The organism is Bradyrhizobium sp. SZCCHNR1015 (assembly GCF_032489875.1).
Classification (GTDB): Bacteria; Pseudomonadota; Alphaproteobacteria; order Rhizobiales; family Xanthobacteraceae; genus Bradyrhizobium.
This window is the reverse complement of record NZ_JAUEYW010000007.1, coordinates 40,097-53,321: the sequence shown is the minus strand read 5'-3', so window position 1 is coordinate 53,321 and position 13,225 is coordinate 40,097. Positions and strand designations below refer to the sequence as shown.

Here is a 13,225-nt window from a genome sequence, read left to right as displayed (position 1 = left end):
AAATTCAAGCCTCTACTCAACCTTCCCTGAGGAACCGCGCGAACGGCGCGCGACCTGGTCGCATTCTCCGGCGCCTGAGCGCCCGCGGCGCGCAGTCTGCCCGGCGGAGCGTTCAAATCAGCGGCATCCGGCACTCCCGTCGACCCGGCATAAAGGATGCTTCTGGTAGGCTGGTGCTAGGCTGTCATGCGTCATGAGTCCGTTGCCGACTCGTTGCACACAGTATGCGTAGGCGTGGAGATCTCGGTGCTGGATATTCTGAAAGGACGCCGTACGAGCGGAACCGAAGGTTCCGATGTCGGTCTCGGGACGATCCGCAAGCCGGTGATCGGGCTGGCGCTCGGTGGCGGCGCGGCGCGCGGCTTTGCCCATATCGGCGTCATCCGGACCCTGATGGCCCACGGCATCGTGCCCGACGTCGTGGTCGGCACCTCGATCGGGGCCGTGGTCGGCGGCGCCTATGCGGCCGGCCAGCTCGATACCCTGGAGGAATGGGCGCGCAGCCTGCAGATGCGCAACATCCTCGGCTATCTCGACATCCGCCTCAATGGCTCCGGCCTGATCGGCGGCGAGAAGCTCGCCGCCCAGCTCGAAGCATCGCTCGGCCGCGTCACCATCGAGGAGCTGCCGATGAAGGTCGCGACGGTGGCAACCGAGATTCGCACAGGGCACGAGATCTGGCTGACCCATGGCAGCCTGGTCGATGCGATGCGCGCCTCCTATGCCCTGCCCGGCATCTTCGCGCCGGTCCTGATCGGCGACCGCTGGCTGGTCGACGGCGCGATGGTCAATCCGGTGCCGGTGTCGGCGGCGCGGGCGCTCGGCGCCGAGATCGTGATCGCCGCCAACCTGTCCAGCGACGTGTTCACGCATTCGACGACGATCTACGCGCATGGCCAGCCGGTCCAGGTGCCGGAGACGGTGATGGAAAGCACACCGCCGAAGCGGCGCTTCCGCAGGCTGTTCTCGCCGGAGCGCGCGGTGAAACGGCAGTTCTTCGGCGAAGGCGGCCGGCCGGGCATCTCGTCGGTGATGGTCGACGCCTTCAACATCATGCAGGACCGCATCACCCGTGCGCGCCTCGCCGGCGATCCGCCGGATCTGCTGATCTCGCCGCGCGTCGGCCAGATCGGCTGGTTCGACTTCCACCGCGCGGCCGACCTCATCGCGTTCGGCACAAGGGCGGCCGAACGTGCGCTGGATTCAATCCAGGAGGCGATCGGCGCAGTCACGCCGACCGGCGGCGGAGCGACTACGCCGTCTTGATATACTGGCGGAGCGCTTCCTGCTCGGTCTCGTATTCCTGGACGCGCCACTTCACGACGTCGCCGATCGAGATCAGGCCGACCACGCCGCCCCCCTCGATCACCGGCAGATGGCGGAACTTGCCGTTGGTCATCATCTCCATGATCGAGGCGACCGTATCCGCCGGCTTGCAGCTCACCACCCGCCGCGTCATCACGTTCGACACCGGCTCGGTCAGCGCCGCGGCGCCGCGCTCGCCGAGCGCGCGGACGATGTCGCGTTCCGAGAGGATGCCCTCCATCCGGCTGCCCGACATCACCAGCACCGCGCCGATCTTGCGCTCGGCGAGCCGCTTGGCAGCCTCGGCGAGTGTGGTCTGGGACTCGACGCTCTCGACCTGGTGGCCCTTGATGTCGAGGATCGCACGTACTGTCATTGCTCGTCTCCTTGAAAGGCCGGTGCGCCTTCTTGAACGAGGCGTCGTTGCGGCCGATGCTTCCAGCGATCGTCAGTCAAGCGAGTCTTCAATCAACAGTCTGGCAGCGCAACCGATCCAACGCATCCGGCCCGACCGCGTCTGATCCAACGCAGCGGATCGCGTTGTGGTTGCAACGCCCTTCGCAGGCCTGCCGCATGGCACAAAAGGGCCTGCTTTCGTTCGCCCGGAATCGTGTCCCGGTTGTGGTGGACGCAAATGATGAATGAAATCACCCGCGCTCGCAAGCGCAGGATCGCGGCAACTAATGGTCGGCCGCGTCGGACGGCAACGCAGGTGCAGCATCGCCACGCGCATGCGGGATGGGATCGAACAGCGCAAACAGGATCAGTCCGGCGATGAAGCCGCCGATATGCGCCTGCCAGGCGACGTCGGCGCCCTCGGCGCCGGGCGTGATGCCGCCGATGCCGAACACGATGTTGACGCCGAACCACACCGCCAGGAAGCCGAGGACCCGCGGATTGCGCAGCGCACGCGACAGCGACAGCGCCGGCACCCTGGCCGCTGCATCGGCATCGCCGCGGGTGAACGACAGGAAGCTGCCGCTCACGAAGGCAAAGCGCATCGCCGCCGCCATGGTGCCGGACACGGAGGCCGAGGCGCCGATCATCGGCGCCAGCGCGTGCTCATGGGTGAGCAGATGAGCCAGCGCACCGGCCGCCGCCGTCACCGCCAGGAACAGATAGAACCTGAGCGCTCCGAAGCGGCGCGCGAGCGCGCTGCCGAACGGCAGCAGCCACAGCACGTTGAAGCCGATATGCGCCAGATTGGCGTGCAGCAGCGAGTAGCTGAAAAAGGTCCAGATCTTTGCCGGCGTGCCGCCGGGAAACGCCCCGTCCATCAGGGTCTGGTCGTATCGTTTCGGGACAAAGGCGAACAGGTCGATGATCCCTGCGTTCCACTCGTCCGGCAGCAGCACGCGCAGATGGATCACCGCGATCAGCAGGATGTAGGCGGTCAGTGCGCCCGGCAGATTGAGGATCGGCTCCCGCGCCTGCTGGAGCGGCGGATCCTGCGTGAGGTCTGACGAGGAGGAATCCAACGGAACGCACGCCTTCGACGAGAGGAACAGATCCGTCAGATAGGCGGCTTTGGCCGGCCTGCGCAAGCGCACGGCGGCAGAGTTGATGTGCGGGGCGGAGGCAGCGGAGGCGAAAGGGCGGCGGATCCGCAAAAAGAACGAGGGAGGGTCCTGAGAAGACCCTCCCTCCGAGACTTGCCGGCCTTTGCCGCGTCCGGAGCGCCCGGGGTTGTTGTCCCCACCCCGCCCCGTCGCGACGACCAGACTTGTTTGACGCCGCCTGCGTGTACCTCACCGTATCGCGGCGGACCTTGCACCGTCCGGCCGCGATCTGATGAACGCATTGTTAACGATCGCCGGGACGCCGCCAAGCTCATCGTTAATTTAACCTTAACGGCGGCACCAGCCCTAAGTGCTTGGCAGGACTCGCAAACCGCTTTGTTCTTTAGCCCGCTGGCTAACGGCGGGCAAACGCACCGCCCTGACTGCGTCGGGAACGGCCCCCACACTGCGGCAGCCGCCCAGCCGCCGCCCCCGGTCAGGACTCGCGCGGCGAGCCGCCCGTGCGCCAGCGGCCACGGCCGCTACCCCACCACCGGCCCGCCCCAATCGACTCCCAGCGGCTCGCCCAGATCGGCGCAACGCGGGCCGGGCTGGCGGGGCTGGCGTCCGCCCGCCGCGAGGCGGGTGCCGCGCCAGGGCGCGGGCGGCAGGTCGGCGGGCCAGTGGCGCTCGGCCGACCACTCCAGCGAGCTAGCTGAACACTACTCGCGCGCCGCGATTGCTCGGACGATTCGGCCGGAACTAGGATTCCTCGCACCCAAGCAAGCGAGGAGAGCAGCAGTGAGACCAGACGCACCTACCCTTCGACACCGCGCCGCAGCCATAGAGCAGATGGTGCGCGGCAGAGTCCGCGACGGCGATTGGGACGCCGCAGACGTCGCGATCGGCCTGCTGGAGGAGGACCCGAACCGCAGCGACGATGCGATTGCGGCGCACGTAGCTGACATCATCGAAGCCAGCTGACACCCGGCTTCTCGAATCGCCCCTGTAAGCCCCGGCCCGCGCGGCCGGGGCTTTTTGTTTGTGGGGCGAGAGCGAGTTTGGCCTAGACTGCGGCGGCCCATCAGCAGACCGGGAGCGCAGATGCCATGACCGAGCCGAACACAGCCTCAGCTCGCCAAGCCGTCGAAGCCTACTGCAGGCGCTACGCGATTGACCCACCCTTCGAGTTCAGCGCCCTCTACCCGCTCACCTCAGAGAACTGGGTTAACACGATCCCCTTTCACCTGGACCCGGGATGCTACTTCTTCTACGCGGAGGACGGTTCCCTCCTCTACGTTGGCAAGGCGTCTAGTGGGCTCGCCGGTCGGATCATCAAGTATTTCCAAACGAGACCCTCATTCGCGATCCGTCACACAGATTGGATCAAGCCGCCCACCTTCCTGCAGACGCTGAAGGTTCATTTCGCCTACGAAGCATCCTCGCTGGAGGAGTATCTCATCCAGGAGCTTAGCCCTCTTCAGAACCGTCTCGGTGCCCGGCCCGCAGTGACGGATACCTAGGAATAGCCTTCGGCGGAATTGCGCACCCCGCCTACGTGTCCAGGCTTTTCCTTTCGCGCTGAGGAGCAACTCACAAGCAAGCTATTGATGGAGAAAACAGAGCATAACGGGGGAAAGCTTGAGTAGCGACGCGCTAGATCTTCCTACCGATGCTAGAAGACTTTCTCAGCGCGCCCCCACTTGGCAGAGAGAGAGCCATGACGAAGTTTCTCGCAAATTGGGAAGTTGAAGCCGACATCATCCTTGAGCCAGAGACGCCCTTCCTTCGTTACAGTCACCCCACCGGACGCTTTACTGCATTTATCCGAAACGTTCCAGAACAGCGGAATGACTCAACATTCTTATCGATGCAATTCATCTTTGACGCACCCTCTTTGCTCGAGGCGAAAGAGGTTGGCGAACCGCTGGCCAAGGAGTTCTTAGACCACCTCGCTCTATCCTCGAATCTCAAGGTGAGGCTTCGCAGGCTTTTCCAGATATTCAACTGGGAGCCAAGCCTGCAAATGCGTGAGTGCCTGATCTATAGCCCGGCCTACGCAAATGACGATGCCCCCTACGAAGCCTTCGACCGATCGCTACTAGAAACGGTATCGCTGCTTCAAACAATCGAACCAAGCCCCAGGGTAAAGCGAGCGATGAAATGGTTCAGCAACGGAATCGCAGCGAAAGCTCCAGATGATCAGTTTGCGTTCTTCTGGTTCGCAATTGAGCTGGTCGCTCAAGTTGTAAAGGAAGCCAGCCCGGTACCCGACAGGTGCCCGAACTGCGGAGGACCTCTCCATTGTTCTGCATGCGACGCAACCCCGCTCCACCGTCCCTACCCGAAACAAGCAATCGAGCAGCTCTTCAAGAAATACGTAAACGGCGATCCAGCTACTCTCTATCAGCGCGCCAGCCGCGCTCGCAATTCGCTCATGCATGGCGAAGACGTGGCAACCATAGAGACCAACCTGCAAATCGATTTTCCTGAGCTAGTGGACGCCTTGGGTCATCTCGCTTGGGTAGCGATCATCAATCAGTTCGCACCAGTCTTAATCGGCAACACTCCACGTTTCCTGAGCACGAGCCGCTATGTCCACATGAATATGTCAGGCGTCGCACACATGCAGCTCGGTTTCTGGCCAGACTTCGACAATCCTGATCCGGGGCACTTTCCGAAAATCGAATTTTCGATGGTCAGGTACCCACCTTCTTCAGGGCCTGAAGAGCCGCCGAGTACGCCCGGCTGAATAACGCCGTATCCGTGGTGGAGACGAGTGTACGCTCAGCACGCATCGCAACTGCGATAACGCATGATGCATGACCTTTGCCAAACCGCCGGGCGCTCGACGCTGCATCGCAGGATGCCGAGCACGAATCGGCAGAAGACGAAAACACCCAACGAACGATCGTCAACTACAAAGATTCCGCTATTCACATCTTGAATCGAGCCCCCCAGCTGCCAAATCGATACGGGCATGCACGTGCCGACAAGGAGCGCGCCGGCTAGCGCTTCACCAAACGATCGCGTCTTGGCCGAACTTTGGTGGCCGAGGTTACGCTCACAGCGTCTGTTTCTGTTTGGGTAAACTGTTAAGTGGCCTTGGCAATCCGACTGCCATGCACCTGAGCAAGGACTGGAGAACATGGCCGTATTACTTGCGACATCAACTCCACGGAATCTTCTGAACGATCGACGTCAAAAGCAAGATCAAAAAGGGAATTGATCACGTGCCGCTGCGATGTCGAAGGCGACTTCACGCACTACAATGATCAATGAGACTCACGGGGCCCTCGATCGATATCCAGGCGGCGACCCTTTCCAAGGATGACATTATGAGCACCTTCGAAGAGCGATTGGCGGCAGCCAATGACCGGGCAAAGTCTCGCGCTGAGACAGCCGAGATGCAACGCGCCAAAGAAGCAAGCGATCGCGCCGGGCGCGCGCAACTGTTGAATACGGCCATTTCGGATTGGAATGACCGCCTCGCACCCTGCATCATGGCTGCAGTTAGTACCGCCAATTCGACGCTCACTGACTCTGGCATCGCGCTTGTAGCAACCCCGAGTGCAAGACACGTTTTCGGTAGCGGTCCTGGTGCGCTCAATGTGAGCTTGCCAGCAATTAGCATTACTGCGGGGGGACGAAATCCGGCCATACGTGATGGCTATCAAGTTCAAGTCGGTCAACCTTCGTCTGGCAGATCGCCGCATGCCATCGTCATCTCTTTGAACGAGAGCGGGTTCGTAGTCTTCGATTCACCGGTCATCAGGATACCGACGAACGGCCAAAGCCGGGTAAGACCGCCGATGCAAGCGACGGATGTTAGCAGGGATCTGGTTGAGACAGTCCTCGCCGACTTTATAGACGATTTGATCCCATGACAGCGCGCGGATTCAGGAACGGATTCAGCAAATGGCGTGCTGATGCAGCCGAAAGGTCAGCGCAGATCGGGACAGGAGCATCGCGATGACTCCAGAGGAAGCCGCAGACCAGATTCGACAAATTATCAGACATGAACTGGACGATTGCGAGCGCGCGATCAAGGCTAACGATCTAACAAAGGCCGCAAGCGAACTCGATGATGCCGTTCGAAAATTGAAAAGGCTCGCAGCTAACCTGTCTTAACCGGCTGCGTTTCGCTCCTATAGGATATCGCGGCGGCGCGGCACCGCGAGGCGAAGCGCCGCACCGCCCGAAGATCACGCCGCCCGGTAGCGGGCCGCGGGCGACGAATGGATGCCCGGCCCGGCCTGAGGAGAGGCACACCGGGCCGAGCGCGCCGGGCAGACGACGTGAGGTCCCGGCTCCAGCGCGGCATTGCGGACGACGAAGAACGCAACGCACCGCGCAAACGGGTGGGCGGCGGCCGTCGGAGCTAAGGCGAACCGCCGCCCAAGGAACGAGCCGCGCCAGGTCGGCCCGCGCCCAATCTGATCACGACGTCCGCGAGGAGCCGACGAGCCCCACGTGATCCGGCCCTTGATTGAGGTCGATCGTGATTGGGGCCGCGCGATAGCTCGTCGACTGCTCAGGCGAGGGCGGGAGAATCTTCCCGGTCTTCAGTACGCCGCGCCACGCGTCGACGGCACGCCTGCCCGTCTCGACCCACGTCAGGCCCAGCGCGTTGCGCGCGTGATTTACGTCGCCGTGAGCGAGCGCGGCCGCGAGCAGAATGTTGTTGGGAATCTCGGCGTGGTTGCCCGCCTCGTAGAGGAGATTGCGAGCGTAGTCCGCCCAATATCCGATCGCCTTTCCGTGGTCGACCCCGTCAAGTCTGCCCATGGCGCCAACGGTCACGAAGGCGAGACGAAACTCCCGGTCGTGGTCGAGGTGCTTGAAGTCGCGGTCCGCTCGCAGGTCGAGGTCGGGCCGAGCGCGATAGACCACGTCGATCAGCTTGCGAAGCTCGGCGTCGGACGGCACGACCAGCGTGGACGTCGGGGGCGCGTGGTAGATGCGAACCATGCTGGTCTCCTTAGAGCGGCTGCTCGCCGCGCGCGGCTCGACCCGCATTTATGATCTGAAGGGCGCGGCCCGTCGGCTTGACGCTGGTCGAGAGTTCGCCCCGGCGCTTGCGACCAGCGGCGATGATCGCCTCGGCAGTGGCGGTGGCCGGCAGTGCGGCTTCCGCGCGCCGGGCCGAGGGCGGCGGATCGAGTCGGCCCGGCGCAGAGGCCGAATCGGCCCGGCCTTTCGCCGACTTCACTGGCGGCGCGGCCGCCAGCCGGAGAAGGCGGTCGAAACTCGTGCTGCTGACAGTCATCACTCTTCCCCTCTCCGCTTGCGGCCGGCACTGACGATCTGGTCGGCCGCCGCAACCTGCTCCTCTTCTGTCGCGCGCTGGACGACGTAGAAGGCCTCGCGACGAGCGCGAGCTTCCTCGGCGACCTGCTCTTGCATCGCCGCCCACATCAACTTCGACACCCCATGAAACTCCGAGTGTGCTGAGTTCGGGTTCGCCATGATCGCGGCGACGCTTGCCAGCGCCTGCACTAGCTCGGCGCGCTCCTGCTTGTGATCCGCGCGCATCGCGCGAATGATTCTGCGGTGCTCCTCGCCGGTGAGGAACATCGGCACGTGAACCTCTCCCGACGCCTCGACGGCGGCAGCGAGTCTCTTGCGGGCCGCGAGCGCGCTGTCCAGCGCCGCGCGGGCTGACTTCTCCAGTAGTTTGATGCGCTGTGTGGTCATGACAAGCTTATGCCTCAAGGCTTCGCTTACAAGTAGCCCTTGTTTTTAAAGCCTGAGCGTCGACGCGCTGGCGCCCCCCGACCCTGACGGACGGCAGCTTGCCGCTCTTGATCAGCTGGTAGACGCGCTGTTCGGTTACGCCTAGCTCGTAAGCGGCCTGTTTCGGTGTAATCGTGTTCACCGCCACCATAGCTGGTAGCACGCCGAGGCGCGACGCGATGATCCCCTCCAGCTCTGCGATGCGCTCGCGCTGCTCCCTGTTGATCGCCTCCTGAATTCTATTAGTCTCCTCCAGCTTGGCGAGGCGGTCACGATGCTGCCTGTTGATCGCATCGAGGCGGGCGAGTATCGAGGTCAAATCGTCACAAGCTTTTGCCTTCATGGTGCGACTCCCCGCCCAGCCGGGGGGATGGCGTCGCCCGCGTCGAAGTTCTCCATGACGATCATTCGCGGCCCTCCTGCGCGCCCCGCCTGCGTTTCGCGCGATCGAGTATCGCCTCCTTCGCTCTCAGCACCTGATCCTCAAGCTCGTCGCGCACGGCCTGCAGCACGCGCGGCGGCAGATTGCGTCGGTCGATCGTCTCGCGCAGCTCCTCCACGAGCATGTCGATCTGAGCGATCGAGTCCTCCACGGTCAGCATCATCTCGCCGTTCACCATCCGCAGGCCCATGATCTTCTCGCCCAGCGTCAGTTCGTCACGCTTTGTCATGATCGTCGTCCTCCTCGGCTGCCTGCTCCTCGTCGAGCGCGAGGCGCTCCAGGTTAGAGGCGCACTGCCTGAGCGCCCCCGACACGGCGTCCTCCGCTAGGCGCCGCTGGTCGCGATCGCGCGCGATCTGCGACGGCAGTGCCTCGATGGCCACCTTGAGCGCGCCGAACACCATCTGCATGACCGCGAGGTGCTCCTCGGTCTCCATGAGCTTTCCCGCCCTGACCGCCGTGCGAAGCTCGATCTCGGCCGCGCGAGCCTCGATCAGTCGCTGGGACGCGACGGTCTGTTCGGTGGTCTTGCGCTGGGAGCGAAGGTGAGTCATCACGCCGCTGAACAGGTCGACGAGCTTGAACTTCGCCCGGTCGCTGCGCTTGACGTGACCGGCCTCGATCAACTTCTGGAGGTTCTGCTTCGTGTAGCCCGTGAGGCGCATGGCCTCGGCGAGCGTGACCTCTTGCTTCTCTATCGCTGTCGGCATGCGACCTCCTGTCGATGCTGGCCGTCAAGGTAAACTGCGGATTCTGCTGGCCCAAAAACACTCAACGCGAGCGATGGCGCGATCCTCGCCCTAAGGTAGATGGACCGTAAGGACCCGCCAAAATCGCATGTATAATACAGTACAATTTCTGATTGTATCGTGAGGCAAATAGAAAGCGAGCTTCTGTTCATGTCGTCTTGCTCCTGATCTTGCGCTCGGCCGCTACGCGCTCGCGCATCGCATCCACGAACTCGGCCTCGTTTGCATACGAGTGCACCCCGGGGGTGTCGAACTCGCCCGTATTGGGATCGACGATCGCTGCATAGTTCTCCTCGTGCACGCGCTACCGACGATCGTAATGGGCACGGGGTACTCGAACGCGGGGCGCTCGAGCACTGGAGGGACTGCCCAGCAAAGGACGGTCTGATAGGTGACCTGGTCGCCATCGTCGGGGGTCAGCCCGAAGACGTAGGTCGCCACCTTCCATCGCGGGTCGGCTGGCACCAACTGCATCGCTGCGTTGGCTGCGGTCTTGGTCATGTGGGTCACGCTCCTCTGGTGGTGGGATAGATCACGCTGCTTCGTCTTCGTGGTGTGGTTGCTTCTGGTCGTGCTGGCCGCGCCGACCTTGCTTGCCTGCTGTCGGGGGGCCGCTTGGCGTGTAATCGTGCAATGGCAACGGCTTAGCGCCCTCTGCAGGCAGGCCAGTGCTACCCAGTGCCGCCTGCCATCATGTAGCCCACGTGCGCGCGTGCGCGCGCACATGCGCGCGCCTGCGCGCGCGCGCGGAACACAAACTTGGGCTCGGCACTGACCAGCACTGCTGCCCCGGTTGGTCATATGCGGGGCTCCATCAATCGAACGCCGTCGTACACGAGCTTGCCGTTGCTCTTTCGACCGGCGAAGCCCCTGGCCTTCATCTCCTTGTTGAACCAAGCGATGTCGCCCAGGCGCGACGCCCCGGACTCCTCGGCGAACTTTGCCCAGGCATGAAAGAGGCGCTGGCTGTTCTCACTGACCGACAGCAGTGTGCGCTCAAGGCACTCCTCTATCCAGTGGCCGAACTGGTCCTGATCGGCGAAGTAGTCGTTGGTGTCGGCCTTGACCACGGCGGGCAGTCGTATGCCGTCCTTCTGCCAAGCCAGACACCCGTCGATCATCCACCGCATGATGCCCTGATACTCCTGCCGCAGCTTCTCGGAGAGTCTCGTGTCCTTGCGCTTGGGCTTGTTGTGGAAGGGCACCATGACCAGACGGCGGCGCATAGCCTCGGTGACGCTGCTCAGCTGTGGCTTGTGGTTGCCCACGATCTGCAACTGGAACTGCGGCACGTAGGTGAAGAAGTCCCTGCGCATGAACCGGGCCGTTATCTTGTCGCCGCCGGTCATCTGCTTGATGCGAGTCTCCGCCCACGCGCGCCCCTCGGAGGTCTCGGCACTCGTCACCAGTCTCGCCCCGCGCAGCATGGCTAGGTCGGTGGGATGTCGATCGAACTTCGACTCCGTGAAGGTGTCCATCGCGGCCTCGACAGCGTAGTCGCCGAGCAGGCCTCCTATCGTGCTGAGGTAGACCGACTTCCCGTTGCCGCCCGGACCGTGGATGAAGACCAGGAGGTGCTCCCGAGTTTCGCCCGTCATGCTGTACCCGCAGAGAACCTGCAGGAAGCGCTGAAGCTCTTCGTCGGCGCCCGTCGCCTCCGAGAGGAAGCGCAGCCAACCGGGGCAGTCAGCCGTCCTCGAAGGCGCTACGGCCGCCAGCTTTGTGATGTTGTCTTCCGGTCGAGCCTCGCGCAGTTCGCCGGTTCTCAGGTCGACGGTGCCGCCGGGCGTTCCGAGCAGGAACGTGTCTCTATCCCAAGCTTCTTGCGTGACAGCCAGACGACGATCGGCTCTCGCGAGCCTCTCGACGTTGCCCGCGAAGTTGGCCTTGCTCGTGATATTGATCACTTTCTGCGGTTGGCCCCTGGAGAGATCTCGAACCAAGTCGCGTGCTTCAGCGAACGCGAACTGCGTTCGGTCCCTCCGCCAGTGCGATCCAGACCACTCGAACCACCCGCCCGCGTCGTGATCGAAGCGAAGGTCTTCTTCGTGAAGCTCCGCGAAGTCCAGGGCCGCCCCGTCCTCCGTTATGGGGTCGCTGGAGTTCATTGGATGGTGCGGCCTCGCTTCTCCCTTCTTGAGGGCACGCCGCAGCGTATCTTCGAACCGTTCTCTCTCGCCCCACTGCTCCACGGCGCCGAGGAGTGCGCCGTATACCTCGTCCCTCGCGATCCAGCCGCTGTTGATCATGTTGCCCATCTTCGCCGCGCACCTGTACAGCGCGTTGCTGCGTCCGCCCGGCCGCATGCTCGGCAGCTCCTCGACGTACCGCTGCAGATGGTCGGATGCGAACCGCTGGCAGTCCTCGAGAGATGCAGACTTCTGCTCTTGCCCGGCCTTGCCGATCAGCTCGTCTCGCTGCGCGGCCGTCAGATGTTTCACCGACTTTAGGAACTGATCGAGGGTCATCGCCCCGGCGACCTTCGACCCGGGGACGAGTAGGCAGCTGGAGTCGTCGCCGCCCAGAAAGGGGACGTTGACCTGCTTCGGTTCGCTGGCAGGATCTTTCTGCACTGGAGGAAAGATTTCGACGTCGCGCAACTCGAACCCCAGAACCCGCGCGATCGCCGTGCAGACCTGCGCTGATTCCGGCACCGTTATCGGCTCGTCGTGGAAGGCTATGACGTGAGCGCCGCCGCTCTTCGACTTGCGAACGTATAGCGGCAAGCCCAGGTTCCTGATGCTTTCGAGCAAGCGAATGAAGTCGATGCCAGAATAGTCGTCTATGTCGAGAAGCGAGACCTTGGTAGTTCCGTCGTCGCAGGCGAAAGGTACGACGAGAGCCCTCTCCCCGGCCAAGTGCTGCCGCCAGTTCTCGACCGTGATCGGAGTTTCTACCCACGCGTAGTTTGGTTTCAGTTTGCCGCTCTCCTTGCGGAACATGGGACCCTTAGGGTCCCAGCTCGCGTGGCCGCGAGAGCTGGCCGGAAAGATCTCCATCATGCGCCGAGCTTGACGGGCCACGTCGATGTTGGTGATCGCGCTCATGCGACACCTCCGCCCGCTTGCGTCGGTGCGTCGACCGCCTCCAGCCCTATAGCCGCGAGCGCCGCGTCGACGTCCTGCGTCCACGCTTCGAAGTCGTAGTCGGGCCGGAGCAGCATCCTCTCGAACGGGGGCATGTGCTCTACGAGAAATGCTGGGTCTTCGTACGCGTCGAAGAACATCCGCAAGATCAGGTCGAGAGGCGTGTGCAGCTCGTGAACCTCGGCAGCGTACTGAAGCGGCACGCCCTCGACCTTGACCCAGAGGCGGTGCTGACCGCCACGGTTGCGCCTGATCGTCAGCCGGGGGGCGCGGCCCAGACGATTGTCACGCGTTCGGTCGTGCTGTAAGCTGACGTTAGTTGCGCCAGCAACTACTTCGGAAATTGCAGCATGGTCTCGGCCGGCCGACGTCGCCACGTCGGCCGGTTGCACGTGGCAGGAGGTCATG

16 protein-coding genes are annotated in these 13,225 nt (G+C 63.2%); 5 read left to right on the top strand and 11 right to left on the bottom strand.

The features are described from left to right. Positions 1–246: 246 nt before the first annotated feature. Positions 247–1,266, top strand: a complete 1,020-nt coding sequence (locus tag QX128_RS13635) for a patatin-like phospholipase family protein (RefSeq protein WP_316215996.1) — start codon at positions 247–249, stop codon at positions 1,264–1,266. On the opposite strand, the gene QX128_RS13630 is transcribed toward QX128_RS13635, so the two are convergent. Further along, positions 1,253–1,681 carry a CBS domain-containing protein gene (locus QX128_RS13630; protein WP_315801059.1) on the bottom strand — a complete coding sequence of 143 codons (429 nt, stop codon included), beginning with the start codon at positions 1,679–1,681 and terminating at the stop codon, positions 1,253–1,255. The genes QX128_RS13635 and QX128_RS13630 overlap by 14 nt on opposite strands. Before the next feature lie 304 nt (positions 1,682–1,985). Further along, positions 1,986–2,783 carry a rhomboid family intramembrane serine protease gene (locus QX128_RS13625; protein WP_316176998.1) on the bottom strand — a complete coding sequence of 266 codons (798 nt, stop codon included), beginning with the start codon at positions 2,781–2,783 and terminating at the stop codon, positions 1,986–1,988. A gap of 822 nt (positions 2,784–3,605) precedes the next feature. Here QX128_RS13625 and QX128_RS13620 point away from each other — a divergent pair. From QX128_RS13620 to QX128_RS13605, 4 genes are all read left to right on the top strand, one after another. Then, positions 3,606–3,788, top strand: coding sequence for a hypothetical protein (locus tag QX128_RS13620; RefSeq protein ID WP_316237688.1), 183 nt, complete (start codon positions 3,606–3,608; stop codon positions 3,786–3,788). 125 nt (positions 3,789–3,913) lie between these two features. Next, positions 3,914–4,327 carry a GIY-YIG nuclease family protein gene (locus QX128_RS13615; protein WP_316237687.1) on the top strand — a complete coding sequence of 138 codons (414 nt, stop codon included), beginning with the start codon at positions 3,914–3,916 and terminating at the stop codon, positions 4,325–4,327. 197 nt (positions 4,328–4,524) lie between these two features. Then, positions 4,525–5,556, top strand: coding sequence for a methylamine utilization protein MauJ (gene mauJ / locus QX128_RS13610; RefSeq protein WP_316237686.1), 1,032 nt, complete (start codon positions 4,525–4,527; stop codon positions 5,554–5,556). A gap of 586 nt (positions 5,557–6,142) precedes the next feature. Next, on the top strand, positions 6,143–6,691 hold the full coding sequence (locus QX128_RS13605; protein ID WP_316237685.1) for a hypothetical protein: 549 nt from the start codon (positions 6,143–6,145) through the stop codon (positions 6,689–6,691). Positions 6,692–7,244: 553 nt separating this feature from the next. On the opposite strand, the gene QX128_RS13600 is transcribed toward QX128_RS13605, so the two are convergent. The 9 genes from QX128_RS13600 to QX128_RS13560 form a co-directional block, all read right to left on the bottom strand. Continuing rightward, complete coding sequence (locus QX128_RS13600; protein ID WP_316237684.1) at positions 7,245–7,775, bottom strand: hypothetical protein; 531 nt, start codon at positions 7,773–7,775, stop codon at positions 7,245–7,247. A 10-nt stretch (positions 7,776–7,785) separates the two neighbouring features. Continuing rightward, positions 7,786–8,073, bottom strand: a complete 288-nt coding sequence (locus tag QX128_RS13595; RefSeq protein ID WP_316237683.1) for a hypothetical protein — start codon at positions 8,071–8,073, stop codon at positions 7,786–7,788. Continuing rightward, positions 8,073–8,501, bottom strand: coding sequence for a hypothetical protein (locus QX128_RS13590; protein WP_316237682.1), 429 nt, complete (start codon positions 8,499–8,501; stop codon positions 8,073–8,075). Before QX128_RS13590 ends, QX128_RS13595 begins: the two co-directional genes overlap by 1 nt. Before the next feature lie 7 nt (positions 8,502–8,508). After that, the gene (locus QX128_RS13585) at positions 8,509–8,883 is read right to left on the bottom strand and encodes an excisionase family DNA-binding protein (protein ID WP_316237681.1); all 375 of its coding nucleotides are present in this window, start codon (positions 8,881–8,883) and stop codon (positions 8,509–8,511) included. 61 nt (positions 8,884–8,944) lie between these two features. Beyond that, the gene (locus QX128_RS13580) at positions 8,945–9,211 is read right to left on the bottom strand and encodes a hypothetical protein (RefSeq protein ID WP_316237680.1); all 267 of its coding nucleotides are present in this window, start codon (positions 9,209–9,211) and stop codon (positions 8,945–8,947) included. Further along, the gene (locus QX128_RS13575; protein WP_316237679.1) at positions 9,198–9,692 is read right to left on the bottom strand and encodes a hypothetical protein; all 495 of its coding nucleotides are present in this window, start codon (positions 9,690–9,692) and stop codon (positions 9,198–9,200) included. Before QX128_RS13575 ends, QX128_RS13580 begins: the two co-directional genes overlap by 14 nt. A 187-nt stretch (positions 9,693–9,879) precedes the next feature. Continuing rightward, on the bottom strand, positions 9,880–10,032 hold the full coding sequence (locus QX128_RS13570) for a hypothetical protein (RefSeq protein WP_316237678.1): 153 nt from the start codon (positions 10,030–10,032) through the stop codon (positions 9,880–9,882). Positions 10,033–10,528: 496 nt separating this feature from the next. Beyond that, entirely contained in the window at positions 10,529–12,778 is a 2,250-nt protein-coding gene (locus tag QX128_RS13565; RefSeq protein ID WP_316237677.1) for a phage/plasmid primase, P4 family, read from the bottom strand. Next, positions 12,775–13,224 carry a hypothetical protein gene (locus QX128_RS13560; protein ID WP_316237676.1) on the bottom strand — a complete coding sequence of 150 codons (450 nt, stop codon included), beginning with the start codon at positions 13,222–13,224 and terminating at the stop codon, positions 12,775–12,777. The genes QX128_RS13565 and QX128_RS13560 overlap by 4 nt, the downstream gene beginning before the upstream one ends. Position 13,225 lies beyond the last annotated feature (1 nt).

Excerpts from the sequence above, each read along its gene's own strand:
- QX128_RS13630 (WP_315801059.1), bottom strand. The coding sequence starts at position 1,681 with ATGACAGTACGTGCGATCCTCGACATCAAGGGCCACCAGGTCGAGAGC.
- QX128_RS13615 (WP_316237687.1), top strand. The coding sequence starts at position 3,914 with ATGACCGAGCCGAACACAGCCTCAGCTCGCCAAGCCGTCGAAGCCTAC.
- mauJ (WP_316237686.1), top strand. The coding sequence starts at position 4,525 with ATGACGAAGTTTCTCGCAAATTGGGAAGTTGAAGCCGACATCATCCTT.
- QX128_RS13605 (WP_316237685.1), top strand. The coding sequence starts at position 6,143 with ATGAGCACCTTCGAAGAGCGATTGGCGGCAGCCAATGACCGGGCAAAG.
- QX128_RS13600 (WP_316237684.1), bottom strand. The coding sequence starts at position 7,775 with ATGGTTCGCATCTACCACGCGCCCCCGACGTCCACGCTGGTCGTGCCG.
- QX128_RS13595 (WP_316237683.1), bottom strand. The coding sequence starts at position 8,073 with ATGACTGTCAGCAGCACGAGTTTCGACCGCCTTCTCCGGCTGGCGGCC.
- QX128_RS13590 (WP_316237682.1), bottom strand. The coding sequence starts at position 8,501 with ATGACCACACAGCGCATCAAACTACTGGAGAAGTCAGCCCGCGCGGCG.
- QX128_RS13585 (WP_316237681.1), bottom strand. The coding sequence starts at position 8,883 with ATGAAGGCAAAAGCTTGTGACGATTTGACCTCGATACTCGCCCGCCTC.
- QX128_RS13580 (WP_316237680.1), bottom strand. The coding sequence starts at position 9,211 with ATGACAAAGCGTGACGAACTGACGCTGGGCGAGAAGATCATGGGCCTG.
- QX128_RS13575 (WP_316237679.1), bottom strand. The coding sequence starts at position 9,692 with ATGCCGACAGCGATAGAGAAGCAAGAGGTCACGCTCGCCGAGGCCATG.
- QX128_RS13565 (WP_316237677.1), bottom strand. The coding sequence starts at position 12,778 with ATGAGCGCGATCACCAACATCGACGTGGCCCGTCAAGCTCGGCGCATG.
- QX128_RS13560 (WP_316237676.1), bottom strand. The coding sequence starts at position 13,224 with ATGACCTCCTGCCACGTGCAACCGGCCGACGTGGCGACGTCGGCCGGC.